The following is a 25356-nucleotide window of genomic DNA, read 5'->3' as shown; positions in this document are numbered from 1 at the left end:
ATGTCCGCTGTGAGCGTGGGCGATGTCCGCCGCGTACTCGATGAGGCTTATCCGCCGCACCTGGCGGAAAAGTGGGATGCCGTGGGGCTTATCTGCGGCGATCCGGCCGCGGAGGTAAAGCGGGTGACCTTCGCTCTGGACTGCACCCAGGCGGTGGCCGAGCGCGCGGTGGAGCTCGGCACGGACATGCTCGTGGTCCACCACCCGTTGCTGCTGCGCGGGGTGGAATCCGTGGCGGCCGATACGCCCAAGGGCAAGGTCGTACACACGCTGGTCAGCAATGGCGTTGCCCTCTTTGCAGCCCATACCAACGCGGATAAGGCGCGGCCGGGCGTCAACGACAAGCTCGCGGAGCTGGTAGGCATCAACCCCGGCCGGCCCATCGTGCCGGAACCCCAGGGTGTGGATAAGTGGGGCGTGCACGTGCCGGTCGCCGCGGCCGCGGAAGTAAAGCAGGCGCTTTTCGACGCCGGCGCGGGCCACATCGGCGCCTACTCTCACTGCTCCTTCGACATTGCGGGCACGGGCCAATTCCAGCCGGAAGAGGGCGCTGACCCCACCGAGGGCGAGATCGGCGCGCTGCACCGCGGCGAGGAAATCCGCGTCGAGTTCGTCGCCCCAGCCGCACTTCGCTCCTCCTTGCTGAAGGCCCTGCACACCGCCCACCCTTATGAGGTGCCGGCCTACGACATCACGGAAACCGCCGGCCACCAGGACCTGGATACGGCGCTCGGCCTGGGCCGTGTGGGAGAGCTGCCGCAGGAGATGACCCTGCGCGAGTTCACCCAGCAGGTGGCCAACGCCCTGCCGGAGACCGCCTGGGGTATCCGCGCCGCCGGCGATCCGGACCGGAAAGTGCGTACGGTGGCCGTGTCTTCCGGTTCGGGAGATTCTTTCCTCTCTGCGGCCGCGAAGCTAGGCGTGGACGTGTACGTTACCTCGGATCTGCGCCACCACCCGGTGGATGAGCACCTGCGCGCCGGCGGCCCCGCTGTTATCGATACCGCCCACTGGGCCAGCGAATTTCCGTGGACGGCCCAGGCGCGCGATATCGTAGAGGATGCTTTAGAACTGGATACGGAAATTATTAGCCTGCGCACCGACCCGTGGACTATCTCTGCGCACCCAAAGGAGTCATAAGTGAAACTATCGCAAGAACTACAGCCGGTACTGCTGGAACTGGCCAACCTGGAACGCTCGCAGGGCCATGGCGCCGAGAAGGAAATCCCGGAACAAGCCGAGTATGACAAGGCCAAAGAGGAGCACAAGCGCCTGCTAGATGCCTCCGGTTCTGCGCAGATGGCCGTCGATGACATGGAGACTGAAATCCTGCGCATCCAGGCCGATGAGCGCAAGCTGCGCCAGCGCGAGCGCGATGATAAGCGCCAGCTCGGCGCCGCAGTGGACCCAGAAACCCGCAAGGATCTGGAGCACGATCTCTACGCGGCCAAGTCCCGCATCGCAGACCTCATGAGCGAGCTGCAGGAGGCGCATAACGAGGTGCACGCGCTGCGTTCCAATCTGGACGTCCACGGCGCGCGCGTTTCTGATTCCGAGCGCAAGCTGGAAAAGCTGCGCCGTGCGGCCGAGGCTGCTAAGGAAGCGGCCGCCAATCAAGAAGACCCGGCCGTGCGCATCGGCGAGCTGCGCGACCAACTGCCCGCCGGAGTGCTCAGCGAGTACGATACCCAGCGCGAGGAAAATGGCGTAGGCGCCGCCCAGTTCAAGGCCAACCGCGCCTGCGGCGGCTGCTTTATCGTCTTGCCGCCGGCCGAGCAAAACGCTGTGCGCAATGCCCCGGCCGATGAGCTGCCGCAGTGCGGCGATTGCGGCTCCTACCTGGTGCGCTTGGTCTAATGAAGGTCATCATCTACGCCGATGGCGGCTCCCGCGGCAACCCCGGAGTAGCCGGTTCCGGCACCGTTATCTATGACGGCAGCGGGCAGCGCATCCTGCGCGAGATTGTCTACGTGGTAGGTACCAAGTCAACCAATAACGTCGCCGAATACAACGGCCTGTTGCGCGGGCTCGAAGCTGCCACCGAGATGGGCGCTACCGAGGTGGAATTCCACATGGATTCCAAGCTGGTGGTGGAACAAATCAACGGCCGCTGGAAGATCAAGCACCCCGATATGCAGAAGCTGGCCCTGCGCGCCCGCGAGTACATCAACGGCTTTTCCTCTTTCAGCCTGGACTGGGTGCCGCGCGCCAAAAACAAGGTGGCAGACGCCCTGTCTAATGACGCCATGGATGCCGCGGCCGCCGGGCACCCCGAAGGCATCGTTGCCGGCGAAGAAGACTCCGAGCCAGCACCAGCCGCGGAGCAGGACACCACCGCGCCGCACCCCACCGATTGGCTGGGGGACCGCGGACCTACCACCCGCTTTATCCTGCTGCGCCATGGGCAGACGGAGATGTCGGCTGCCAAGCAGTACTCGGGGCGCGCCAATCCGGGCCTTACCGAGCTTGGCCAAAAGCAGGCGCTCGCCGCGGCGCAAGCGCTTGCCGACGCCGACTTTGACGCCATCGTCTGCTCGCCCCTGCGCCGCTGCCAAGAGACCGCGGCGGCCGTGGCCAATGGCCGGGATATCGAGGTAGAGACCGTCGAAGGCCTCATCGAGGTGGACTTCGGTGCGTGGGAAGGCAAGACCGCAGCCGAGGCCCACCAGCGCGATCCGGAATTACACGAGGAATGGCTGCATGATGCGAGCGTCGCCTGTCCGGGCGGTGAATCGCTGCAGGCGGTCAACCGCCGCGTGCGCACCACCCGCAAGGAGCTCCAAGAGCGCTTCGCAGGAAAGACCGTGCTGGTGGTCAGCCACGTCAATCCAATTAAGTCCTTCATTCGCCAGGCGCTAGATGCCGGCCCAGCCACCTTTGGGCACCTCTTCCTCGACCTGGCTGCCATTTCGCAGGTGGAGTTCTGGGAAGGCGGCTCTATGGTGCACGGATTTAACGATGTGGGCCACCTGGCAGGCCTGCGCTAGAATAAGGAACGCGAATGAGCCGGCCGGGTGATCGCGTCGCTTCATACGGGCAGCCGCGTGCTGCCGCGTGGGCGCCGAGGAAAGTCCGGACTCCACAGAGCACGGTGGTTGCTAACGGCAACCCGGGGAAACCCGCGGGCAAGTGCAACAGAAAGTAGACCGCCTTGTACCTCCACTTGGTTTCGGCCGAGTTGGAGCCACAAGGTAAGGGTGAAACGGTGCGTTAAGAGCGCACCAGCACCGTCAGTGATGGCGGTGGCTGGGTAAACCCCACCGGGAGCAAGGCATCACGGCCCCGCCACGTTGCGGGGCCCGATCAGGCGTTTTAAGGCTGCTCGCTCGAGCCTGAAGGTAGCTGCTGGAACCAACTGGCAACGGTTGGTCTAGATGGATGTTCACCGCGCGGTGCTTCCCAGGGAGTGCCGCGGTTAGACAGAATCCGGCTTATAGGCCGGCTCATTCGCCCTACTACGTTTATGGTGGTGGGCATGAAGCTCTACGCCGCCCCGCTCGATTTCCGCGCCATTGCCACAGAATTTTCGGTGGCCACCGATTTTCCGGCAGAGGTCACCGCCCAGGCCGCCCGCGCGCAGGACCGCTACGCCGACTCGCGCCGCGACGCCCGCGACATTCCCTTCGTGACCCTGGATCCCGCCGGTTCCATGGACTTGGATCAGGCGGTCTACATCGAAGAACGCGAGGGCGGGTACCGCGTCTTTTATGCCATCGCGGACGTTGCTGCTTTCATCGAGCCCGGCAGCGAGCTGGAGCGCGAGTCGTTCCGCCGCGGCCAGACCATCTATCTTCCCGATGAACCCGCGCGCCTGCACCCGCCAGAGCTTTCCGAGGACCGAGCCTCGCTACTGCCTGGCACCGATAAGCCGGCCGTGTTGTGGACCTTTGACTTGGATGGCAATGGCGAGGTGGAGTCCTTCCACGTCGAGCGCGCGCTCATTTACTCCCAGGCCCGCCTGGATTATGAAGGCGCGCATGCGGATCTTGCGGCCGGCAACCTCCACCCATCTATTGCACTGCTGCCAGTGGTCGGACGGCTGCGCCAGGAATCCTCCCTGCGCCGCGAGGCCATTTCCTTGCGCCTGCCCTCCCAGCGGGTGGTGGACAACGAGGACGGTACCTTTGAGCTCATCATCGAGCCGCGTTATGAGGTCATGGACTATAACTCCGAAATTTCGCTGCTCGCCGGCATGTGCGCCGGGCGCCTCATGCAGGAAGCTGGCGTGGGCTTCTTGCGCACCCTGCCCGGGGCTGAACCGGAGCATGAGCGCCAATTCCGCGCCGAGGCGCAGGCCCTAGGCTTTGCGCTTGGCGACGCCCCCATTCCCCAATTCCTGCTCACCGTCGACGCCGATTCCCCGCGCGGCATGGCCGTCATGCGCGAAGCTCAAAGCCTTTTGCGCGGAGCCGACTATGCCTGGCTCGGCGAGCAGGAGGCACAGGTACACGCCGGTATTGGTGGCTACTACGCCCACGTCACCGCGCCGCTGCGGCGCCTTTCCGATAGGTTCGCCACGGAGGTCTGCCTAGCGCTATGCGGCGGTTATGAGGTTCCCGAGTGGGTAACGGGCAGCGCCACGGAGGTCATCGGTGCGATGCGTTCGACGTCGCAGCTCGCCTCCCAAGTGGATAAGGCCTGCCTGAACCTGACTGAGGCCACCGTGCTGCGGCCTTGGCTCGGTACCAATTTCTCAGCCACTGTGGTCCGCGGCGATCCGAAGCGGGACAAGGCACGGATTTTCGTACCGGAGCCACCCGTCTTCGCCCAATGCGTGGGCGCACCGGAAACCGGAAGTGAAACCACTGTCTCACTGGTGACGGCGAATACCGATTCGCGCGAGGTTCTCTTTGCCTGGCCGGCCGACTAGCCGGCGGGGCTTCTAGCCTTCGCCGTGGGCGGCCTCGCCTGGCTGCAGTTCGACGACGAGCAGCCCGTCTTCAGCCAAGTCAGCTGCGAAATTGTGCGCGCTTTTCGCCGGAACATAAGCGATGACCGCGTTCGAGGTGCCGGCATGCGCCGATCGACCCGCTACGGCACCGCGAACCGTGACCAATTCGGCGAGTTTTTCTGCCGAATCCAAGCCGTAGATATTGGCCAAGGAAGACTGTGACTGCAACAGGATAGGGAAGAGCTCCGCGCCGCGGTGCGAGCGCAGGCAGCGCGCAAACTTTTCTACGCGCTCAGTTTCTTCCTCATAAAAGGCCATCCACTCCGTGGCGGCGCTGATGCTCGGGCGGCCGTCCTCGCCGTAGACCTTGTGCACGGCCTTGAGCCAGTCGAGGACGCGCTGTTGGGCGTCGGGAAGCAAGCGCAGCGAATCGGTGCCAAAGGAGTGGCAGGCATCATCGATAAAGCGCTGGCGCTGGCGGATATCGGCGATGGCCTTTTCCTCCTGCGCGGAAAAATCCTCCGGCACTGCTACCGCAAAGGCGGACATCTCGCGGCCCACCACATGCGGGGCGTGGGTGACAGAACCATCGGCGTAGTCCATGATGCACACGCCCTCACCCGTGCTGCGCAGCGCTGCGCTGTGGCGTGCACGCAGTGGCGGCCGCGCTGCGAAGGTGGAAACGGCCTGGGCGCAGACATCCGCCACTCGGGCCCTCAGCGGCGCATCGAGGTCCGCATCCGCGCCCATGAGCGCTAGCGCCACCGCGACGTCCGCAGCGGCATCCGCGCCCAAACCCGTACCTTCTGGAATATCGGAGGCGATGGTGATATCCGCACCGGCCGTCTCCCGGGAGAGCAACTGACGATTAATCATCGTGTGGACAATGCCGCCCACACGGGCCGCCAACCCACCTTGTGGTGCCGGCGGAATAACTGGCTGGCCTTCCGCATCCGTGGTGGGCTGTTGCGCCGTTGCCAGTTCTGCAAGCGCCTGCAGGCTAATCGAGTCATGGGCAGTCTCGCCCTGAGCTGGGTGGAAATGTACGGCCACCACGCCGTCGGTGCGCGGGCTTACCGCCGCTGCAGCGCGCAACTTTCCCACACACATGGCGACAATGCCGCCGAAGTGATCAATGTGTTCACCAATGAGGGACCACGTTGCCGGCGCGCTGGCGGTATGCGTTGGAGCGCTGCCTGTGAGTTCGGTATGTGCTCGGGCGGCGCGCTCGGCTACGGGCTCTGCAGGCGTTGACCACAGTGGCATGGGTGCTAAAGCTCCTTTTCCAGGTTCTGGGACCAGTAGTCTTCGTTGCCCCACACACGCGGTGGCGCGTTTAAAGCAACGAACGCCCGCCACCTATGTGCGCGGTGGCGGGGAATACGACATGGATTCGTATAAAAGAATTGTGCTGCCCCACATTCTAGCGGGCATCAATGGGACAGCGTGGGTAGTGTGGGCACAAACCATATCAGCGGCAGCACTTAGCCGGTGCCGCTGATGCAACGACTGAGAGGATAGTTTCATGAGCGATGCAGACCAGAAGTGGTTCTTTGATCCCACCACTAAGGAAGTCAGCCAAGGCAAAACCTCCGGCTGGGAAAATCGAATGGGCCCGTATGACACCCGCGAAGAGGCAGAAAACGCCATCGAAATCGCCCAAGCCCGCAATGATGCGGCAGATGCCGCAGACGAAGAAGATGACTGGAAGTAACTAACTCCCAGCCATCTCTTTTAAAGCCGTGTTTCCCGGCACCTACCCGGGGAGCGCGGCTACTTTAGTTTCTTGCGCAGCGGCTTAAACGCGGCCTTGATGTCTTTGAAAGACTCGGCGTAATCATCAAGAGCCTTTAGGCCAAGGGTTCGCTCGCGCTGGTAAAGCAGGCCGTAGCCAAAGGTATTCTCCCCACGGCGGCGAGCGGACTGTGCCAGCTCGAGCAGCTTATCGCGCGAGGTCACGGAATCCTGGAAGTCACCGAGCACCGACTGCATCTGCTTGCAGGCCTTGTAGAGGCGCTTGGTCTTGAGGTTGGTGGCAGAACCGGCTGCTTCAGCTGCATAGCGCAGCTTCTTTGCTGCCTTGCGCATATCGTGGAAATAATCCTCGCGCTCGTGCAGGGACAATTCTTGGTTATCCCAGTTCTCCACGGCCTTCTTATGGCGCTTGACCAGCTTGTTATAGGCCTTTTCAAGGTGCTGCGCCATCACGGTATCCATGTCGGCGGACTTGTCCTTGGACTTCTTTTTCTCTGGCTTCTTTTCGGCCTTTTCTGCAGCAGGTGCGCTGTCCTCGCTGGATTCGGTAGGGGTAGCGGCGTCATCTTCTGCAGAGGACTGCTCCTCTGTCTGCTCCGCATCGCTTGCTGCCGGGGCGGACTCCTGTTGCTTATCGGCCGTTGGCGGGTCTGCGAGCAGGCGATCGAGAGACTCCAGCAGCTCGAGGTAACGCTCGGAATCTAGGGCTGCGATAACGCGGCGGTGCGCGCGGCGGTAGGCGTTGCCCATATCGTGCGCAATGTGCTCGCGGGTGGAGTCATCCAAGGTGTCAGAATCCTCGGACTCCAGCAGCTTCTGCCAGCGCTCTTCCACAACTTCCGCATCGCGAGCAACGCCCAAGATGCTGGCAAGCTCCTTGAGCTCGGCTTCGATCTTGTCGATTTCTGGGCCGACAACGATGCCATGGAAGGTCTGCAGGTGGCTGCGCAGCTCGCGGGTGGCGACGCGCATCTGGTGAACCGAGTCCCACTCATCGCGGCGCACGCGCGGGTCATAATCAACTAGCTTGTCGCGGTTGGCTTGGAGTGCGGTGATGACGGCCGCGGCAGGGGAGTCTGGGTCTACATCCGGCGATACCAGGGCTGGAGGCAGCGGAGCATTGGCGTAGGAATCACCCAGGGCGGTCTTCAGCTTGGATGGGGAGGAAGAAACGCGCGCACCGGCACCGATGAGCAGGGAAGTGGCACGGCGAATGAATTGCGTACCTTCCTCAGTGCCAGGAAGCTCACCGGCGAGCTCTACTTCCCACTCGCGCCACGACTGTTGCTGGCCACCTGGAAGGAAGGAAAAGGCGGTGACGTGGTCATCGCAGAATTCTGCTACCGGTTTATTGTCGGCATCCGCTAGGACCATCTCGGTGCGCTTGTTGTCTACTTGAGCAATCGGGGTGAGTTCGTTGTGGCGGATAATGGAGCGGACCTGGTGGAGAAGCTCCTCAGGTACTTCGTAGCGGCCATCTACAGGTTCTTCCAGCTCGGCGTGGATTTCAGTGCGGCCAGCCTCGCTAGGAATCTTGATATGCCAGCCATCATCATTACCACCGGTGCGACGGCGGAGGGTGACCTTTGCATGGGTGAGGCGGAGGTCTTCGGTGTCGTAGTAGATGGCAGAAAGCGCGTGGTGGCGCGTGTCTGCAACGTGGTCAACTCCCTCGAGGCGGGTCAGTTCAGGGAGCTGAGTGGACTCGGCTACGGAGAATTTCGCTTCAACTTCGAGAAAAGACTGTGTAGACATTCACGTACCTTTTACTTTCTAGACCAATATCTCACCGGTGATCCTACCCGTTAAGCATTCGTTTCGGTGTCGCTCCTCGCCCCCGTTCGCTAGCAGGGAACGGGAGGGAAGAATGGCCTTGAGCAGGGCAAAATTACTGCGTAATTTCTGGAACCGAACCGATCCCGGAAGCATCGCCGCCAAAGTGAGATTTATCGGCAGCGGCAATGCCATCGTTAATGCCGTGCATGCTGTTCATGGAAAGCGACATTTCCGTCAGGTTGGGGAAAAGACGATTGCGAGTGTCGATGGCATGATCGGTGCGCGCCTGCAACGCCGGAAGGGTTTGGGTAGCTACAGTCTCTGCATGGTGTGAGCAGTACTGGGATTCCCGCAGGTTATCTGCGATTCCATCCTCATTTGCTTGAGTGAGCAGTTCACCGATGCGGGCGGCATAAGAGAGCCGGAAGCTACGGCGATAAGCGGCGGTAGAGCCCGTAGCGCGGGCAATTTCTGCGCCGTCACCATTGCGCATGAACCAATCGCATTGACGGTTGAGGGAGGCAAAAAGGTCGGCGCAATGGGCGGCGTCGGCAGGAGCGCCAATCACACAGGCTAAACCCTTGTCATGAATCAGGAGAGTGGTGCATCCATTGGCGTCAGAGATGGTGCTTAATAGGGAAGCCTGGTGCTTGATATACGGCGGGTGGATGTGCACGCGGTGGGAAATGAGATGAGGCAGCTCGGAAGTAAGCAGGTCTTCGATGCGATACTTCTGCTGCAGGGACTGCGCCTTAGAAATGAGAACCTCGGCCTCATCCTCAAAGCTGGTAGATTCCGCTTTCCGTAAAAGGCCTAGAACCTTCTCGCGGATTTTGCGTTGCTTATCGCTGAGCCCGTCCTCCCGCAAGGATTCGCCGGAGGCTAAAAGCTCGGTATCGCGCAGCTTCGGTAGGTGAATGAGCTCTTTAATAATGGCGCGCAACTTATCGCGGGGAATGAAGTTTTCCTGCGGAGGGGCCATCTGTAGCCATGCTTTGCGCAGCGCAGGGGAGGTAATTCGTGCCGGCACATGGGGGCTTGCACGGTAAATAATCGGGTAGGCGTGCGGGCCTAAGACGTGTTCTAAGTCCGCCGGCGCCCAGCCTTGTTGTGCGGCGGTGACGAGGCGTTCGATTACGTGAGCAGAAAGGTCATCGCAGGTTGCGTCCCCTAACGTGGTGTATCTGTAGCCCGCGGTAAGTCTTGTGCCGGTGTGCATGAAGGCGACCATCGCGGGTACCTTTCGAATCAACTCTTACCTATCCTCGAAAGGAAGTACCCTGCGATGGCCGCTGACCCTCATCATATCGATCCGACCGCGTATCTCGAAGAGCTGCTGACTCAAGCGTCCCCAGATTTGATGCGCCAAATGCTCACTGACTTCATCAACCAGATTCTTTCCGCCCAAGCAGACACCGTCTGCGGGGCTGATTACGCCACCGTGTCAGCCGAGCGCACCAACACACGTAATGGCTACCGTCATCGCCAACTTGATACCCGAGTCGGCAGCATTGATGTGGCAATCCCGAAGCTACGCACCGGCGCATTTTTCCCTGACTGGCTGCTAGAGCGCCGCAGCCGCACCGAGCGTGCCTTGACCACAGTCATCGCCACCTGTTACCTGAAAGGAGTCTCCACTCGCAGGATGAACGACCTGGTGGCCACCCTTGGGATCAACAACTTGTCGAAGTCTCAGGTCAGCCAGATGGCCAAAGAACTCGATGACATGGTCGATGACTTCCGCACCCGCCGGCTTGACCAAGGCCCCTACCACTTTGTCTCCTGCGACGCGCTGACAATGAAGGTGTGGGAAGGAGGACGTGTCGTAAAGACCAGCGTGTTGCTGGCCACAGGTGTCAACGCTGACGGCTACCGAGAGCTTTTGGGCATGCAGGTTGCCACCGCGGAATCTACCGCGTCGTGGACCGGGTTCTTTCGGGACCTCATCGCCCGTGGCCTGACCGGGGTATTCCTCGTTACTAGTGATGCCCATCTTGGTATTCAAGCAGCCGTGGGTGACTGCCTGCCGCAGGCTAGTTGGCAGCGGTGTCGAACGCACTTCGCGAAGAACCTCTCGGCCCAGGTTCCCAAAACCCAATGGCCGACTCTGTCAGCGATGTTTCACACAATCTTTCAGCAACCCGATGCCGCTAGTGTGTGGGCCCAAGCTCGTGAGGTTATTGAATTCTGCCAGCAGAAATTCCCTCACGTTGCCACCTACCTCGAGGAGTGTCTCGACGAGCTGTTGGCGTTTACCGCTGCGCCGAGAGCGGTGTGGACCAAAATCTGGTCGAATAACCCCACTGAACGGCTCAATAGGGAGATCCGCCGGCGTACCGATGTCGTAGGAATCTTCCCAAACCGAGACGCTGTTGTGCGCCTTGTTGGGGCGGTGTTGGCCGAACAGCACGATGACTGGATCCAACAGAAGCGTTATATGTCACTGACCAGCCTGGCACAGACCAAAGAGATCATCGCCGCTGGGGTCATCGACGAGGACCGCGACAACAACCAGGAGATCGCCGCGTGAATACCCTCACCCCTTATCCCCGAGATGGCCCCTAAACCACCGCCATGAAACTAACCCCAGATTCGAAAACAGATACACCACTACCCAGGACTTGACCGTCATCGCAGTGGGTGGTCATAAAGATTCGTCCTTTAAGAGGTGTACGTGTGTTCGCTTGCCCACTTAGCAAAGCATGCGCTGGAGCTGGCTCCTGCCGGAAAATCCCCCACTGGCCACCCCCTAGATACTCTTGCGACCTGCGCGTTTCGCCCCGGAAAAACTGTCGCATGAACTGCACATCCCTCGGGGGAGAGCCGGTAAGGTCTAAAGCATGAATAGCCAACACGAATTTGTCTTGCGCACCGTTGAGGAACGCGATATCCGCTTTATCCGCCTGTGGTTTACGGATATTCTGGGCGCCCTTAAATCCGTGGTCATGAGCCCGTCCGAGCTGGAATCGGCCTTTGAAGAAGGTGTTGGCTTTGATGGTTCTTCCGTAGAGGGCTTTTCTCGCATCTCTGAGTCTGACACGATCGCCCTGCCAGATCCCTCCACCTTCCAGATTCTGCCCTTTGATATGGATGAGCCGGACCTGCAATCGGCCCGCATGTTTTGCGATATCGCACAGCCAGACGGCCAGCCCTCTATGGTGGACCCGCGCCATATCCTGCGCCGCCAGGTCACCGAGGCCGCCAACGATGGATTTACCTGCATGGCTTCGCCTGAAATCGAGTTCTATCTTTTCGAGCGCGGCCGCGAACTCACTGACTTGGTACCGACGGATAACGGCGGTTACTTCGACCAAGCAACGCACGATACCGCCCCGCTTTTCCGCAGGAAGGCAATGTTAGCGCTGGAATCGCTGGGAATTGCCACGGAGTTTAGCCACCACGAAACCGCGCCGGGCCAGCAAGAAATTGATCTGCGCCATGCGGACGTGCTCACCATGGCCGATAACATCATGACTTTCCGGCACGTGATCAAGCAGGTGGCCACCAATTCCAACGTGCGCGCCACCTTCATGCCTAAGCCCTTCGAACATTTGCCGGGCTCTGGCATGCATACCCACTTGAGCCTTTTTGAAGGCCAATCCAATGCTTTCCACGATCCGGATGATGAATTCTCTTTGTCCCAGACCGGCCGCCAGTTCATCGCCGGCATCTTGGAGCACTCCACGGAGATGTCCGCGATTGTGAATCAGTGGACCAATTCTTATAAGCGCCTGATGTTCGGCAACGAGGCGCCGGGCGCAGCCACCTGGGGAGTATCGAATCGCTCCGCGCTGGTCCGCGTTCCCACCTACCGGCTGACCAAGGAAGAATCGCGCCGGGTAGAAATCCGCTCCATTGATGCCTCGATGAACCCCTACCTGGGCTATGCGGTGCTACTAGCAGCAGGCCTGCGAGGCATCCGCGAGGGCTACGAGCTCGATGAACCGGCCGAGGACGATGTCCACCAGCTCACCCGCCGCGAGCGCCGGGCAATGGGCTATAAGGATCTACCCACCAGCCTGGATCAGGCCTTGCGAGAATTTGAAAAATCCGAGTTCATGGCCGAAGTCCTGGGCGAGCACGTCTTTGAGTTCTTCCTGCGCTCCAAGTGGGATGAGTGGCATCACTATCAGAGCCAAATCACCACCTTTGAGCTGCGCAATAACTTGAACTTCTAGGAGAATAATGCGTCCTGCTGCTGTGCCTTCACCGGCCACACTAGGTCTTACCCGCCCGCATGCTGCGCAGGATATTGAGCAGCTGGGGTGGAAGAATCCGGAATCAGCGGATCTGTTGTGGACCCTCGCTGCCGTGGGTGACCCAGACCTGGCTCTCAATAATCTGATCCGCATCTATGAGCAAGCCCCAGAGCTAGATGATGCCGTGCGGTCCAATGAAACCTTGCGCGTGCGCCTCTTCGCCTTACTGGGGGCGTCGACCGCCTTTGGCGATCATCTCGCGGCACACCCTGAACTGTGGCGAGAATTAGAAAAACCCCTTCCTCAGCCCGAAGAGATGCTGCAAAGCTTGCTTGGTGCGGTCGATGCCCAGCCTGCGGACTTTGCTCACGACGTGGACCGGCCCGATCCGGCGCGCGAGGACTTGAGCGCGGCGGGTACTTACCGTGCCGGCGAGGGTGAGCATAAGAAGGCGCTGCGCACGACCTACCGCACTTTGATGATGCGCATTGCCGCCTGTGATGTGGCGGGCACCTTCCATTCACGCAAGGGCCAGACCAGGCTGCAGCCGGAGATAGGATTCCGCCAGATTACGGCTCTGACCACCGCGCTTGCCGACGCCGCCTTAACCGCCTCCCTTGCCTGCGCTGTGCGCACCATCTACGGCGATGAACCCTTGGATGCACAGCTGGCCGTCATGGCGATGGGCAAGTGTGGCGCAGGCGAGCTGAACTATATCTCCGATGTGGACGTCATCTTCGTCGGCAGCGAGGCAACCCCTAGGGCCACGCGGCTGGCGGCGGAGTTTAATCGCATTGGATCCACCACCTTTTTCGAGGTGGATGCCAACCTGCGCCCGGAGGGAAAGTCGGGCGCGTTGGTGCGCACTTTGGAATCCCACGTGGCCTACTACAAGCGATGGGCGGAGACGTGGGAATTCCAGGCGCTCCTTAAAGCGCGCGCCATGACGGGCTACCTCCCACTAGGCCAGGACTATTTGGACCAGATTCGCCCGATGGTGTGGACGGCGTCGCAGCGCGAGTCCTTTGTTGAGGACGTACAGGCCATGCGCCGCCGCGTGCTGGCCAATGTTCCCGCAGAACTCAAGCATCGCGAGCTGAAGCTAGGCGTGGGCGGCCTGCGCGATATCGAATTTGCTGTCCAGCTCTTGCAATTGGTGCACGGGCGCTCCGATGAGACGCTGCGTGCGCTTTCCACGGTGGAGGCGCTGGAGGCACTGATTTCAGCGGGGTACGTCGGCCGCGAGGACGGCACCCAGCTCATTGAGGCCTATGAGTTTTTGCGCCTGCTTGAGCACCGCCTGCAATTGGAGCGCTTCCGCCGCACACACACGCTGCCGGAAAAGGACGATGAAGAGGGGATGAAGTGGCTGGCGCGCATCGCCGGCTTTTATCCGCAGGGCACCAAGTCGGCGGCCGAGCGCATGCTCTCGCACCTGCGCCGAATCCGTCTGCGGATCTCCGAGCTGCACTCGCGCCTGTTCTACCGGCCGCTGCTTAATTCCGTGGTCACCATGTCCGCCGATGAGCTCAAGCTGTCGCCGGAGGCCGCCAAGCTGCAGCTGGCCGCGTTGGGCTATAACCACCCCGACCGCGCATTCGAGCACTTGACCTCCTTGGCGGCGGGAACCTCGCGCAAGGCACGCATCCAGGCGATTTTGCTGCCTACCTTGATGGAATGGCTGGCTGATACCGCAGACCCCGATATGGGTCTGTTGAACTATCGCAAGCTCTCGGAGGCCGCGAACGATAGGTCGTGGTTCTTGCGCATGCTGCGCGATGAAGGAATTGTGGGCCAGCGGCTCATGCACATTCTGGGTACCTCGCCGTTTACTTCTGATCTGATTATTAGCGCACCGGATTCGGTTAAGCAGCTTTCCGACGGCGCCACTGGCCCCAAACTGCTAGAAACCAAGCCCGAACAGGTTTCCAAGGCGCTGGTCAATTCCAGCAAGCGACACGCCGACCCGGATAAAGCGGTGGCGGTGGCGCGCTCGTTGCGCCGGGTTGAGCTGGCCCGCATCGCCAGTGCGGATTTGCTGGGCTTCATGCCGGTCAAGCAGGTGTGTCACGAGCTATCCACAATTTGGGATGCCGTCCTTGAGGCCGCACTTCGCGCTGAGGTGCGCGCGTGGCGCCTGGCTAACGAGGACGCAGAGCCGCCAGCGCGCATCGCCGTCATTGGCATGGGCCGTTTGGGAGGTATGGAGCTGGGATTTGGCTCAGATGCGGATGTGCTCGTCGTAGCAGAACCTAGCGAACCGCCCGGTGACTCTGGTGCGGAAGGGGAGGCCGTGAAGTGGGCCATCGGGATCGTCGATAAGCTTCGGCGCCGCCTGTCTAAGCCTTCGGGCGACCCACCATTGGACGTCGATTTGGGCCTGCGCCCAGAGGGCCGCTCTGGTGCGGTGGCGCGCACCATCTCCTCCTATGAGCGTTACTACCGCGAGTGGGGCGAGTCTTGGGAGCTGCAGGCTTTGTTGCGCGCGGCCTTCGTGGCTGGTGACAAGGAAGTAGGCGAGCGATTTATGTCCATGGTCGATAGCTTCCGCTACCCAGAAGGCGGCGCGAGCGCCTCGACCATTCGCGATATCCGGCGCATGAAGGCGCGCGTGGACAATGAGCGCCTGCCGCGCGGCGCGGACCGCAATACTCATACCAAGCTGGGGCGCGGTGCGCTCTCAGATATTGAATGGACCGTACAGCTCCTGACCATGATGCATGCTCACGAGTATGCCCAACTGCACGATCCGTCCACACTCCGCGTGCTCGATGCCTTGGAGGAAAACGCAATCCTCTCTGCCGAGCAGGTCTCGGACCTGCGCGAAGCCTGGCTTATGGCTACCGACGCCCGCAATGCACTGGTGCTCGTGCGCGGCAAGCGCGTCGACCAGTTGCCCGGGCCCGGTCCGCAGCTGGCCCAGGTAGCCGGTGCCGCTGGCTGGCCGCCGGAGGATAACCAAGGGTTTCTAGAAAACTATCTGAAACTTACCCGCCATGCCCGGAAGGTTGTAGATGAGGTCTTCTGGGGCGAGGAGGAATCCTTCGAGCATTCTTAGAGTTAGCCTTGAAAGTCCCCGATGCGCGCATTGTGGCCTTACTTTTTGCACTTTCGGGCTCTAAAGTGGGATGGGAACAAGAAAGGACTGGCTAGTTATGTCTTTTAAGCTGCAACTCGATGTGGACAACGCCACGGTGAGCGAACTATCCGCGCTGCTTTCCGCAGCGCGCGCCGCGGGCGTGCGCGATGGTGACGCCCTCCGCCTTGATGGCACCACCTTGACCATCGAGGTCTCTACGCCGCGGGAGGAAAAGCCAGCGCCGCCGCGCCCAGAATCAGCACCGCACAATTCTCGCCAGGCCCCTCGCTCGTGGGGGCGCGCCGACCGCATAGGGGAGGCCACCATCCGCTCCATCATCGACGCCCTCAATGATCGCGGCGAGAACCCTCGCGGCAATGACTACGGTTCCTTCGGCGATAGCGCTGGGTACCATGGCTAAAATCAGCGGAGTGTATCGACATAAGCTCATCTACCTGTGGGCCTTTGTAGCCGTGGCCGTCATCGTGGCTATCGCTGTCGGGGTGTGGGCCACCAATCGCGATAATCCCCCCAAGGGGACGAAGACGGTGGGCGAGGCCGTGGCAGGTGGCGTGGTCCAAGAAGACATGCCCGCACAGGTCAATGGTGACATCAAGGCCGATGATTCCACCGACGCCAACCGCGTGACCTCCCTGGCGAAGGCGCTGGGCATCCCGCTCAATTCCGTCCCGCGGGGTATTACCCAGACGGAAAACGGCAAATCCGATGTGCGCGTCTACTTGGAGCGCGAGCTCAACAGTGCGGTGGAGTCTGGTGACATCAGCGAATCCGATGAAAAGGCAGTCCTCGTCGCATTTGAGCGAGGCCTTGTGATGCCGGCCAGCGATGGCATCGTGGCCGAGAGCTATCCAGCAAACTAGCCCTTTATTTCCTCGCGAACTGGGCGCGAAAATTCAGGCAACCCGCAGCTAGGCGGCATGGCCTTGGCAGTAACTCTTCCTAAGGTAAAACATCACAAATTGGTAACGGGCAGGGTGCTCGGTGCCGAAGCCTCTGGAGGAGACTATGACTTTCAAGACCACGCTGTCGACCGCGGCGGGAGTACTCGCCGCCATTGCCATCCCCATCACCGGCGGGGTAGGGGTGGCTTATGCCGTCAATACCGTGCCGGCCGATACCATCGCCCAGTCAGTTCCGGCCGGCGACTTGGGTGGCCACCTGAAAAACTTTGGCGCGGCGGCAGCGCAGGAAGATGCGCTGCGCGTACTCGATGAACTGAATTAACCTAGGGTCCATGCTGGTTGATGCCCTAAGCCTGAAGTTTAAGCCTGATGACTACCGTGCCGAGCTGCCTGTCTTCGACTACTTAGTTGATTTGGGCAGCTTCAAGTTGCGAAGCCCTGTCACCGTCTTCGTAGGTGAAAACGGCATTGGCAAATCGAGCTTGCTCGCTGGCGTAGCTAGTGATTTGGGCTGTTCACCTGCGGGCGGCCGCATGGATGACCCAGATGAAATCGTTCCTCGCAGCCCCATTCGCTGCGATACGGAGGAAGTGATCCAGCGTGCCTATTTCCTGCGCGCCGAAAAGCACGAGTACTTGATTGGACGTGGGGATTCAGCGGCCGAACGTGGTGGTCGTTCGACTCTTTCTCAGAACGTGGATTTGTCCCGCCGCTCGCACGGGCAATCCGTCTTTGACCTGCTCTATGAGCACATCAATGGCCAAGGCGTCTACATCCTTGATGAGCCAGAATCTGGGCTGTCCGTTATCCGGCAGCTGGCCCTCGTAGGGGAAATTGCCCAAGCAGTTGACCGCGGCGCACAGGTCATTATTGCCACGCACTCGCCGATTCTTCTGGCCTGCCCTGGTGCGGACATTGTGGAGCTCAACGATACTGGCTTTGAACGCATCGCCTTCGACGAGGCGGAAGCCGTGGCGGCGACCCGGGAACTTCTGGCGGACCCTGAGGGGACCATTCGCTTTATCCTCAACCCGGAGTGATCAACCGAGGGTTTCTAGGAAACCTCCACGATGGTGACCGAAGGCCCGTCTTCGCCCGCGCGACGGCGAAGGAAGTGGGTGATGATCACACCAATCATGCCTACTACCCAAACGGCTAGCACCGCAGCCGCGGCGGCAGTGAAATCCGGCATGGAGTAATCAGGGGCGTCGGAGGAATGGTCCAACACCATGCCGAAGAGCTGCGCGCCCAACATGCCGGAGGTAAACCCACCCATATTTCCCAAGCCCGTAGCTGTGGCTACCACGGAGCGGTCCATGCGCTCACGCACGATATCGAAGCCATAGTTAGCCGTCGGTGTACACAGTGCGGTAACGAAGGACACCACCAAAATTGCGACCACACCGCTGTCGGTGCCAAAGGTAAAGAAAATCAGCCAGGTCAGTACGTGAATTGCTACGAACCCGAGGCTAAGCCACGGGCGGACATGCTGCGCGCGGGAGGAAATTTTGCCGTGCAGGGGGCCGACGAGGACCAAGAATACCGCCAGCAAGGTAAGTACCAGGCTGGACTTGGCCTTGGACATCTCCATGCCCTGGGTCATCATGGGCATGCCCCAGAGCATGACAAAGACGATGAGCGGGAGCATGCCGATGTAGTGGATGAAGTAAGCCTGCCAGGCCACCGGGGAGCGGAATACCGTTTTCAAGCGGGCGGGGATGCTGGTGGCCTGCGAGTTGGGTGGTTCCTTCTCCGTGGGAATAATCCCCAACTTCTCTGGTGAGTCTGCTACTGCCACGATGGCGGCGATGGCTACCAGGATGCCCACCGCGCCGAGGGTAACGAAGGCAGCTGTCCATCCGGCCGCACCCAGCAACCACAGGAAGGGCACCGCGGAAATGAACTGACCCATTTGCCCCAGCGACGACGTCACCTGGGTGAACATGGGGGTGCGGTGCAGTGGGAACCAATAGGGCAGGATGCGCATCACGGAGAGAAATGCCGTGGCATCGCCCGCGCCGATGAGAACGCGCGCGGCAATGGCTACGCCATAGCTGGTGGTAAAGCCCAGTACCACTTGGCCAATGCCCATAATGACGGCGCCGACCACGAGGAGTAGGCGCGGGCCAAATTTATCAATCAAGATGCCGGTGGGGATTTGGGCTAGGGCATACACACCCAACTGCACAGAGGTAAAGACCGCGATACGGCCGGCATCGACATCGAAGCGCTCAATGGCATCCAAACCGGCCACACCAAAAGAGGTACGGCCGGTAATCGCTACGAGGTAGACCGCCATGGCGGCTACCCAAATGCCTAAAGCCTGAGTGGTAATGACTTCTCGGGGATTCGGATGCGACATGGCTGATACCTTACGCCTTAACTACTAAGATTCTTTTGTGTGAAGTACATTTCGACCCGCGATACCGCCCGTCAGCCCGCATCTTTTACAGATATTCTCCTCGGTGGGCTTGCCCCCGATGGCGGTTTATACCTGCCTGAGAGCTACCCACAGCTAGATTCCGCCACTTTAAATTCATGGCGCAGGCTCCTAGCGGACAAAGGCTACGCGGCGCTTGCGGCCGAGGTACTTAAGCTTTTCATTGACGATATTCCAGCGCAAGACATCGAGGATATCGCCGCGCGCGCTTATACCAGCCCCAAGTTTGCGGACCCGGAAATCGTTCCCGTCACCGAACTAGGCGAGGGCCTGTTTATCGGCCATCTATCTGAAGGACCTACTGCAGCATTTAAGGACATGGCCATGCAGCTTTTGGGTGAGCTCTTTGAATACGAGCTCGCCCGCCGCGGTGAGACCCTCAATATTCTGGGCGCCACTTCCGGCGATACGGGGTCCTCTGCAGAGTATGCGATGCGTGGGCGCCACGGCATTCGCGTCTTTATGCTCACCCCGGCCGGCCGAATGACGGCCTTCCAGCAGGCGCAGATGTTTGGGCTGGATGACCCGAATATCTTCAACATCGCTCTAGATGGCGTTTTCGATGATTGCCAGGATGTGGTCAAGGCGGTATCGGGAGATGCTGACTTTAAGGCCGCCTACCGCATTGGCGCGGTCAATTCCATTAACTGGGCACGGTTGATGGCCCAGGTGGTCTACTACATTTCCTGCTGGCTCAAGGTCACCGAGACCGCCGATCAGAAGGTTTCCTTTAGCGTTCCCACCGGTAACTTTGGCGATATCTGTGCCGGCCACATCGCTCGCCAGATGGGCCTTCCCATTGATCGTCTTATCGTGGCTACCAATGAAAATGATGTGCTGGATGAGTTCTTCCGCACCGGAAACTACCGGCCGCGTCCAGCCGCAGAGACCATGGCAACCTCTTCGCCGTCCATGGATATCTCGCGCGCCTCGAATTTTGAGCGCTTTGCGTTCGACTTGCTCGGCCGCGATGCAGCCGAAACCGCGGAGCTATTCGGCACCAAGGTGAAAGAGGGCGGCTTTAGCCTCGACCACGACAAGATTGCTGCTGCCCGCGAGGACTATGGTTTCCTGTCCGGTTCCTCCAGCCATGCCGATCGCCTAGCCACCATCAAGGATGTACACGAGCGCTTTGATTACCTGGCGGATCCGCACACGGCCGACGGCATCAAGGTGGCTCGTGGCGCACAGCGCGAGGGGGTAAAGACTCCAATCGTGTGTCTGGAGACCGCGCTGCCGGTGAAGTTTGCCGAGACGATCACGGAAGCCATCGGCTCTGCCCCTGAGCCACCCGAGCGCTTTGCCGGCATCCTCGATGCTGAGCGGCACGTCAAGGACTTGCCTAATGATGCCGCGGCGGTCAAGGATTACATCACCACGTCGATTCAGAAAACGGAGGTTTAGACCATGGCCTTAGAAAATTTTGCCGGCCCGGAACACTACACCGAGTTTGATCCGGAAAAGTTCATCCGCGATCTCAAAGCCCAGGCGGAGATGGATGCGGAAGAAGAGAACAAGGACAACGCCGGGAATGCGGACGCGGAGAGCAACTAGCGTCTTTGTAGTGTGCACGGCCGCGTTCCTTGCAGCCTGCAGCCCGGTGCGGGGAGGGGAAGAACCGAGTTTCTCCGCGCTGTCGTACAAAAACCTCATTCCCAATGAGTCCTATTCTCCGGCCACGGCGCCGCTCGCTCCGGGTACCGCCTTGGATCTCTCCGGCGATGAACCGCGGCCGGGCGCCTATTTCAACTACCAGTCTTGTACCGCGGCATGGTCATTTACGCTTGCCGACGCCCGCACGATCGCCGTTACCGCTTCCCATTGCGGCAAACCCGGCGATAAGGTCTGGGCCGGAACCGCCGACGGCGACTTTAGCTACCCCGCCGAACCTATCGGCGAGGTCATCTACTCTGATTTCTATTCCGAAGATAGCCACGACCTCGATGTGGCCTTTATCGAGATCACTGGTAGCGCTGAGTACTATGTCCCCGGGGCGGTGGACAATAGCGTCGCCACCTCCCTGGCTCACCTGCCGCATCAGGTGTGCAAGCTTGGCCGTGTGACCGATGAGACCTGCGGCACGCTTTCCCATGATGCAGAGATGGCGCAGCTGAATTCGGAGGGACTCCAGCGGGATTCGCTTGCCGCTAGGGCGCGCGTATGCAGTACCAAAGGCGACTCCGGTGGCCCGGTATATGGCGAAGTAGAAGGAAAACAAACCATCGTGGGCGTGGTTTCCGGAACGACGCAGCGCCTCGAAGAAGGTCATACCTGCCAGACCACGCTGACGGACATGGAGCTATCTTTCACGTTGGCCACCGATATTCAGCTTCTAGCTAAAGAGGTCTTGGGGCCCATGGCCTAAGTGCGCCGCACTGGTCTACGCTAGGTGGCATGCCGACTCCAGATTTTATTGTTCAGCTGCGCGAAAAGATTGGACACGATCAGATCTTTGTGCCGGCCTGTAGCGCCATCATCGTCCGCGATGTTCCGGCAGACGCCGCACTCTGGGAAGTCCCCTCCGTGCTCCTAGTAAAGCGTTCCGATAACGGTACGTGGACCCCGGTGGAAGGAATCTGCGAGCCAGGCGAGGAAATCACCACCACCGCGCTGCGAGAAGTCAAAGAGGAAGTCGGCCTTGACGCCAAGGTGGAAGCGCTATTGGGCGTGGGGCAGTCCGGACCAGTGACCTACCCCAACGGTGATGAGTGCACCTTTATGGGAACGGCGCTGCGCGTATCAGTAGCGGATGGCGCAGAGCCGGTCATCAGCGACGAAGAAAATACCGAGGCAGGGTGGTTCTCCGTGGCAAAGCTTCCCGATAGCGTGTCGCGCCGCCACCGCCTCATGATTGCCGACGCCGTAGCGCAGATGAAGCATCCCCGCGGTTTTGCCCCGCGCATGGGCTGGATGAAGCGCAGCGAGCAACCGGGACTGTAGGGCTAGTCTTCTGGGGCGTCGGCAAGCAGCCCGCACAACTGCTGCGGATCCTGGGCGGCGATGAGCTCTTGTGCAATGCAATCGCGCGCAGCGTCGATATCAGCTCCGTTGCCACACGCAATCACGGTATCGCCGATAGTAAGTAGGAGCTGTCCGCGCCGGGCTAAGTCATAAAAGAGCGGGCAGTCTTGTGCGCCCCAGCGCCAGGCCGTGGCGTAGAAGTCCCGCGCGCCTGTGCCAAGCCACGACGTCTCCATCAGCAGGTGGTCGCGGCGCAGATAGATGCCGTCTCGCTGCAGGCCAGCGAGTACGTCTCTCACCGCAGCCAGGTTGGCGCGCTCCCAGGCGATGAAGGTGATAGGGGAGCTATTATGCATCAGCGGCGCCGGCGACGATTGCCATCTGCGCGGCCACCGGAATAGGTGCGCACGGAATTCTCGCCGCCCTCGGACCCTAAGTCATCGATGCCCCAGGAATCTTCCGCATAGATTGCGTATTCCCTGCTCCAGTGCTCGCGCCGCGGTCGCGCTGCATGCGTGCGTCGGCGTGTGCGGCGCTTGCCTCGTTCGAAGCTGGCGTCTCGCATAGTGGCTGCGCCTCCTTGCTACCTCTTGGGCCCAGTCTTAATGAGTGGCTCTTCAGGGCCGGTTTCCTTCTTTCCTTCCCACACCCAGCTGAGGAAGCGGGTGGAGCACAGCATCCAGTGGGCGGTGAGGAGGACGGGAATGGTGAGCGCAATGGCGTCGATAAGCTCAGAGCCATTGACCAATGCCAGCTGGTGGCCGCCCATGCTCACAGTGCCCGGCGGGAACGTGCAGGACCACCAAGCCGGGGAGTACGGAACCCACCGTGCCACATTGGGATAGAAGGTAAACATCGCGTAGATGGACAGCGGAATGGCGATAATAAGCGCCGTAACGCCGTAATAGATGGAGACGGGGCCAGGGAAGAGAATCTGCATTGCCGTGGTGGACTGGCCCACTACGCCTAGCGGGACCCATGCGGTGGCTGATTTCGCGCCGGTGAAATCCACCTTGCCGTGCCATGCGGCCCAATACACGCGGGCGAAGGTGGGCACCGCCGTCACCAGGGACATGAAGAAAAATACCGTACCCATCACGTGGTAGAGCGGGCCGTAATCATTAGCTAGCCAACCGGAAACGGAAGCCGAAATCATAGGGCCGACCAGTGGCAAGCCCCAAGTGAACCTCGGTTCGCCATCAAAGCGCGTGAGTTGGATAGCCCACGTAATAACTGTAACCGGGCCACCGATCCAAAAGCCCACGAGGCGGAAGGTAGGGATATCCGTCAGACCGGAAAGCGCGGCGCCGAGCGCCAAGATTCCGATGAAAAACATCGACCATTCCGCCATAGTGGTGCGCTCAAAACTAGGGTGGCGGTAGCGCAAGAAGCCCGCGGTGAGAACGACAAAGATGACGCACGCGATGGCGGCAAAAATGCCGGCCAGGATCATCATTCCTTCTTCCACGAGCAGGCGCGAAACGATGGAGGTGCCCATGAGGCTGCCTCCCCACGCGGGGCCAGGGGCCGGGAGTTGGCGGAATCTATCAGTCACACTCACATGTTAATTTCTTTCGGTCGGGTTATCAGAATTCTGTTGTCGTTTTTACTGGTGAGAACTCTCGCTAAGATTGCTTTTAGGGGCGGGGGTCAATCCCACATAAATGTGTGTCTGGGGTCGCAAGAAAAGGGCTGGAATACCATTGCGTGTTCATACAGCGAGGAAGCTATGAATGATGAGGATTCGCTATACCTTGGTGGAAAGCCGGAGTTCGTTTGACCAGCTCTATATACTCATCCAAAAATCCATCCCACGAATTAGTAAGAAAGAGAAAGTTATCAAGGGCTACAATTACTGCTAGTAGCGAGTTCTCGCCGTAATTTTGACCTAAAACTTTCTCAGCACGCCGTTTCGTAGCACTAGAAACTGAAGGTTGGTCCAAAACGAAACTGTTCCATAACCGAGCTGAGTGGGCACATTTATTTCTCACGAAGGTAAAAGAGCGCAATTGGCGCGCTAAATATTGTTTCTTTACGCCAAGAATGGAACAAGTCTTTGCGTAAACTTGGTTGTTGTCTTTTCGGAAGCTTATTGCTTTCGACAACGTACCAAAGGACAGCGCCTCGACGGCCACCCAAATTGGCACATCGTAAACCCACCTTTCAGTATCGGACCCTGAGTCCTTTTTGTATTTGTGGAGGTATGGCTCCTTAGACCGCTTGAGCTCACTGATAATTAGTTCGTGTGTGGGCGGCATGGCCGGATTTGATGGGCGCCGGTAAGCAGTGGGCTGAAGGTACTGCTCGTAAGGAGAATGGATTTCACCTTCGCTGAGAGCAAAGGCCGTTCTGGCCGCAAGCTCTGCTTCTTGGAGCCCGCGGAGAAGAAGAGAACGAAGTTCGATGTCCAACCGGTAGATATTAACTATTTCATCCCACTGGGTAACAGGAAAGAATTTGGCTTCGTCACCGGCTGAATTTTCTTGGAAGTACCGCATGTAGCCCGAAAAGCGGTAATAGTTTTGACGCTCAAGGAAATCTTTAGCAGATTTTTCGGAAGGAAGAATTAACCCACGGCGTTGAATTAAACTGACTTGCTCTTCAATGCTAAGGAACTTCTTCCTGCGGTTCATTGCTTGATTTCTAGTGGTCGTGGAAACACCTGACATGGGTTAGGTGATTGTGTGGAGTCGAAATGGGTTCCGGATTCTGCTGTTGTGGCGCGGTTTGCGTCGTTGGTTCGGGCTGGTAGTTCAATACGGGCGGCTGCTGGGGTGGTTGGTTTAGCGCGGTCGGTGGCTTATCGGCTTGCTGGCGAGTTGGACTTGCCGCGCAAGCGCCGCAGGACTACTAGCTCGGATGACAGTGAGGAAATAGCTCGCCTGTGGCTGGAAGGTGTGGCACCGATGGATATTGCGCGCCAGCTTTCTATAGGCTCTTCTCCGGTGTACCGGATCGGTATTGAGCTTGGTTTGTGGAAGCGCAATCCGCATGGCCGAAAAGCTGCGGCCACAACTGGCCGGTGTAGTTATCTGCAACTGCGTGCGAATGCTTTAGGGCGCAAAGATGCCGCTTTAGCCTGTGGCATTCATCCGCGTAATGCTGCTGATATAGACAAAGGTGTCATTAAGCTTTCCACCGGGCGTGTGCCTTTTGTCCCGGCTGGCCCGGATGTGGCGCTGTATAACAGGCTTATGCAGGTAATTGAGTACGTTGATGGTCGTCAAGCAGTTCCAGTCCAGGTTATTCCGCAACTGAAGCGTCCTGGGTTTAGTTCCGCTTCTTTTACGGCCCTGTGTTGATGGGCTGGGTGAGATAGTACTCGGTTTCTA

At 59.8% G+C, this 25356-nt stretch carries 24 protein-coding genes, 1 other RNA gene and 1 pseudogene; 18 read left to right on the top strand and 8 right to left on the bottom strand.

Annotation, left to right across the window (positions count from 1 at the left end; all coding sequences use genetic code 11):
* From QP965_RS10490 to QP965_RS10470, 5 genes are all read left to right on the top strand, one after another.
* The gene (locus QP965_RS10490; protein WP_284844891.1) at positions 1-1140 is read left to right on the top strand and encodes a Nif3-like dinuclear metal center hexameric protein; all 1140 of its coding nucleotides are present in this window, start codon (positions 1-3) and stop codon (positions 1138-1140) included.
* Entirely contained in the window at positions 1141-1857 is a 717-nt protein-coding gene (locus QP965_RS10485) for a zinc ribbon domain-containing protein (RefSeq protein WP_005324390.1), read from the top strand.
* Positions 1857-2987 (top strand): bifunctional RNase H/acid phosphatase, encoded by a 1131-nt coding sequence (locus tag QP965_RS10480; protein WP_284844892.1) that lies wholly within the window; start codon positions 1857-1859, stop codon positions 2985-2987. Before QP965_RS10485 ends, QP965_RS10480 begins: the two co-directional genes overlap by 1 nt.
* Before the next feature lie 15 nt (positions 2988-3002).
* Positions 3003-3450: RNase P RNA component class A (gene rnpB / locus QP965_RS10475), an RNA gene on the top strand.
* 25 nt (positions 3451-3475) lie between these two features.
* Entirely contained in the window at positions 3476-4870 is a 1395-nt protein-coding gene (locus QP965_RS10470; RefSeq protein ID WP_284844893.1) for an RNB domain-containing ribonuclease, read from the top strand.
* A gap of 12 nt (positions 4871-4882) precedes the next feature.
* On the opposite strand, the gene QP965_RS10465 is transcribed toward QP965_RS10470, so the two are convergent.
* On the bottom strand, positions 4883-6157 hold the full coding sequence (locus QP965_RS10465; protein WP_284844894.1) for a galactokinase family protein: 1275 nt from the start codon (positions 6155-6157) through the stop codon (positions 4883-4885).
* Between the two features lie 259 nt (positions 6158-6416).
* Here QP965_RS10465 and QP965_RS10460 point away from each other — a divergent pair, with 259 nt between their 5' ends.
* Positions 6417-6605 carry a hypothetical protein gene (locus QP965_RS10460; RefSeq protein WP_250410194.1) on the top strand — a complete coding sequence of 63 codons (189 nt, stop codon included), beginning with the start codon at positions 6417-6419 and terminating at the stop codon, positions 6603-6605.
* Between the two features lie 59 nt (positions 6606-6664).
* Here the strand turns inward: QP965_RS10460 and QP965_RS10455 are convergent, their stop codons facing one another.
* Entirely contained in the window at positions 6665-8401 is a 1737-nt protein-coding gene (locus QP965_RS10455) for a CYTH and CHAD domain-containing protein (RefSeq protein WP_284844895.1), read from the bottom strand.
* A gap of 133 nt (positions 8402-8534) precedes the next feature.
* Positions 8535-9653: a DUF2786 domain-containing protein gene (locus tag QP965_RS10450; RefSeq protein ID WP_284844896.1), complete on the bottom strand. Its 1119-nt coding sequence runs from the start codon at positions 9651-9653 to the stop codon at positions 8535-8537.
* Between the two features lie 54 nt (positions 9654-9707).
* Here QP965_RS10450 and QP965_RS10445 point away from each other — a divergent pair, with 54 nt between their 5' ends.
* The 7 genes from QP965_RS10445 to QP965_RS10415 all read left to right on the top strand — a co-directional run bounded on the left by QP965_RS10445 (position 9708) and on the right by QP965_RS10415 (position 17663).
* Entirely contained in the window at positions 9708-10952 is a 1245-nt protein-coding gene (locus QP965_RS10445) for an IS256 family transposase (RefSeq protein WP_284852694.1), read from the top strand.
* 310 nt (positions 10953-11262) lie between these two features.
* Positions 11263-12600, top strand: coding sequence for a glutamine synthetase family protein (locus QP965_RS10440; protein ID WP_225746672.1), 1338 nt, complete (start codon positions 11263-11265; stop codon positions 12598-12600).
* Positions 12601-12607: 7 nt separating this feature from the next.
* Positions 12608-15679, top strand: coding sequence for a bifunctional [glutamine synthetase] adenylyltransferase/[glutamine synthetase]-adenylyl-L-tyrosine phosphorylase (locus tag QP965_RS10435; protein WP_284844948.1), 3072 nt, complete (start codon positions 12608-12610; stop codon positions 15677-15679).
* Between the two features lie 97 nt (positions 15680-15776).
* A complete protein-coding gene (locus QP965_RS10430) occupies positions 15777-16121 on the top strand; it encodes a Cgl2226 family protein (protein WP_225746674.1) in 345 nt (114 codons plus the stop codon).
* Between the two features lie 10 nt (positions 16122-16131).
* A complete protein-coding gene (locus tag QP965_RS10425; protein WP_284844947.1) occupies positions 16132-16581 on the top strand; it encodes a hypothetical protein in 450 nt (149 codons plus the stop codon).
* A gap of 145 nt (positions 16582-16726) precedes the next feature.
* Positions 16727-16945: a hypothetical protein gene (locus tag QP965_RS10420; RefSeq protein ID WP_040425194.1), complete on the top strand. Its 219-nt coding sequence runs from the start codon at positions 16727-16729 to the stop codon at positions 16943-16945.
* A 10-nt stretch (positions 16946-16955) separates the two neighbouring features.
* Positions 16956-17663 (top strand): AAA family ATPase, encoded by a 708-nt coding sequence (locus QP965_RS10415; RefSeq protein WP_284791516.1) that lies wholly within the window; start codon positions 16956-16958, stop codon positions 17661-17663.
* 14 nt (positions 17664-17677) lie between these two features.
* On the opposite strand, the gene QP965_RS10410 is transcribed toward QP965_RS10415, so the two are convergent.
* Positions 17678-18985 (bottom strand): MFS transporter, encoded by a 1308-nt coding sequence (locus QP965_RS10410; protein ID WP_284815306.1) that lies wholly within the window; start codon positions 18983-18985, stop codon positions 17678-17680.
* A gap of 39 nt (positions 18986-19024) precedes the next feature.
* Between QP965_RS10410 and thrC the strand changes: the two genes are divergently transcribed.
* From thrC to QP965_RS10390, 4 genes are read left to right on the top strand one after another with little or no spacing between them, the layout of a single operon-like run.
* Positions 19025-20467, top strand: coding sequence for a threonine synthase (thrC, locus tag QP965_RS10405; protein ID WP_269953178.1), 1443 nt, complete (start codon positions 19025-19027; stop codon positions 20465-20467).
* A 3-nt stretch (positions 20468-20470) separates the two neighbouring features.
* Complete coding sequence (locus QP965_RS10400; protein WP_225746679.1) at positions 20471-20617, top strand: hypothetical protein; 147 nt, start codon at positions 20471-20473, stop codon at positions 20615-20617.
* Positions 20618-20627: 10 nt separating this feature from the next.
* Positions 20628-21428: a trypsin-like serine protease gene (locus QP965_RS10395; RefSeq protein ID WP_284844946.1), complete on the top strand. Its 801-nt coding sequence runs from the start codon at positions 20628-20630 to the stop codon at positions 21426-21428.
* Between the two features lie 29 nt (positions 21429-21457).
* Positions 21458-22003, top strand: a complete 546-nt coding sequence (locus QP965_RS10390; protein ID WP_284844945.1) for an NUDIX hydrolase — start codon at positions 21458-21460, stop codon at positions 22001-22003.
* Between the two features lie 2 nt (positions 22004-22005).
* On the opposite strand, the gene QP965_RS10385 is transcribed toward QP965_RS10390, so the two are convergent.
* From QP965_RS10385 to QP965_RS10370, 4 genes are all read right to left on the bottom strand, one after another.
* Positions 22006-22380 carry a hypothetical protein gene (locus QP965_RS10385; RefSeq protein ID WP_284791520.1) on the bottom strand — a complete coding sequence of 125 codons (375 nt, stop codon included), beginning with the start codon at positions 22378-22380 and terminating at the stop codon, positions 22006-22008.
* Complete coding sequence (locus tag QP965_RS10380; RefSeq protein WP_284844944.1) at positions 22380-22589, bottom strand: hypothetical protein; 210 nt, start codon at positions 22587-22589, stop codon at positions 22380-22382. The genes QP965_RS10385 and QP965_RS10380 overlap by 1 nt, the downstream gene beginning before the upstream one ends.
* 18 nt (positions 22590-22607) lie before the next feature.
* Positions 22608-23579: a TDT family transporter gene (locus QP965_RS10375; protein WP_284791521.1), complete on the bottom strand. Its 972-nt coding sequence runs from the start codon at positions 23577-23579 to the stop codon at positions 22608-22610.
* Positions 23580-23751: 172 nt separating this feature from the next.
* The gene (locus tag QP965_RS10370) at positions 23752-24657 is read right to left on the bottom strand and encodes an Abi family protein (protein WP_284844943.1); all 906 of its coding nucleotides are present in this window, start codon (positions 24655-24657) and stop codon (positions 23752-23754) included.
* Between the two features lie 51 nt (positions 24658-24708).
* Here QP965_RS10370 and QP965_RS11615 point away from each other — a divergent pair.
* A pseudogene (locus QP965_RS11615) lies at positions 24709-25278 on the top strand (IS30 family transposase); the annotation flags it as partial.
* Positions 25279-25356: the final 78 nt, after the last annotated feature.

Source organism: Corynebacterium sp. MSK074 (genome assembly GCF_030229735.1).
In the GTDB taxonomy this organism is placed as follows: domain Bacteria; phylum Actinomycetota; class Actinomycetes; order Mycobacteriales; family Mycobacteriaceae; genus Corynebacterium.
Note: the sequence above shows the minus strand (reverse complement) of the source record. Positions and strands in the feature narration are given on the sequence as shown.

Coding starts and splice junctions, on each gene's coding strand:
- QP965_RS10490 (WP_284844891.1), top strand. CDS start 1: ATGTCCGCTGTGAGCGTGGGCGATGTCCGCCGCGTACTCGATGAGGCT.
- QP965_RS10480 (WP_284844892.1), top strand. CDS start 1,857: ATGAAGGTCATCATCTACGCCGATGGCGGCTCCCGCGGCAACCCCGGA.
- QP965_RS10470 (WP_284844893.1), top strand. CDS start 3,476: ATGAAGCTCTACGCCGCCCCGCTCGATTTCCGCGCCATTGCCACAGAA.
- QP965_RS10465 (WP_284844894.1), bottom strand. CDS start 6,157: ATGCCACTGTGGTCAACGCCTGCAGAGCCCGTAGCCGAGCGCGCCGCC.
- QP965_RS10460 (WP_250410194.1), top strand. CDS start 6,417: ATGAGCGATGCAGACCAGAAGTGGTTCTTTGATCCCACCACTAAGGAA.
- QP965_RS10455 (WP_284844895.1), bottom strand. CDS start 8,401: ATGTCTACACAGTCTTTTCTCGAAGTTGAAGCGAAATTCTCCGTAGCC.
- QP965_RS10450 (WP_284844896.1), bottom strand. CDS start 9,653: ATGGTCGCCTTCATGCACACCGGCACAAGACTTACCGCGGGCTACAGA.
- QP965_RS10445 (WP_284852694.1), top strand. CDS start 9,708: ATGGCCGCTGACCCTCATCATATCGATCCGACCGCGTATCTCGAAGAG.
- QP965_RS10440 (WP_225746672.1), top strand. CDS start 11,263: ATGAATAGCCAACACGAATTTGTCTTGCGCACCGTTGAGGAACGCGAT.
- QP965_RS10435 (WP_284844948.1), top strand. CDS start 12,608: ATGCGTCCTGCTGCTGTGCCTTCACCGGCCACACTAGGTCTTACCCGC.
- QP965_RS10430 (WP_225746674.1), top strand. CDS start 15,777: ATGTCTTTTAAGCTGCAACTCGATGTGGACAACGCCACGGTGAGCGAA.
- QP965_RS10420 (WP_040425194.1), top strand. CDS start 16,727: ATGACTTTCAAGACCACGCTGTCGACCGCGGCGGGAGTACTCGCCGCC.
- QP965_RS10415 (WP_284791516.1), top strand. CDS start 16,956: ATGCTGGTTGATGCCCTAAGCCTGAAGTTTAAGCCTGATGACTACCGT.
- QP965_RS10410 (WP_284815306.1), bottom strand. CDS start 18,985: ATGTCGCATCCGAATCCCCGAGAAGTCATTACCACTCAGGCTTTAGGC.
- QP965_RS10400 (WP_225746679.1), top strand. CDS start 20,471: ATGGCCTTAGAAAATTTTGCCGGCCCGGAACACTACACCGAGTTTGAT.
- QP965_RS10390 (WP_284844945.1), top strand. CDS start 21,458: ATGCCGACTCCAGATTTTATTGTTCAGCTGCGCGAAAAGATTGGACAC.
- QP965_RS10385 (WP_284791520.1), bottom strand. CDS start 22,380: ATGCATAATAGCTCCCCTATCACCTTCATCGCCTGGGAGCGCGCCAAC.
- QP965_RS10380 (WP_284844944.1), bottom strand. CDS start 22,589: ATGCGAGACGCCAGCTTCGAACGAGGCAAGCGCCGCACACGCCGACGC.
- QP965_RS10370 (WP_284844943.1), bottom strand. CDS start 24,657: ATGAACCGCAGGAAGAAGTTCCTTAGCATTGAAGAGCAAGTCAGTTTA.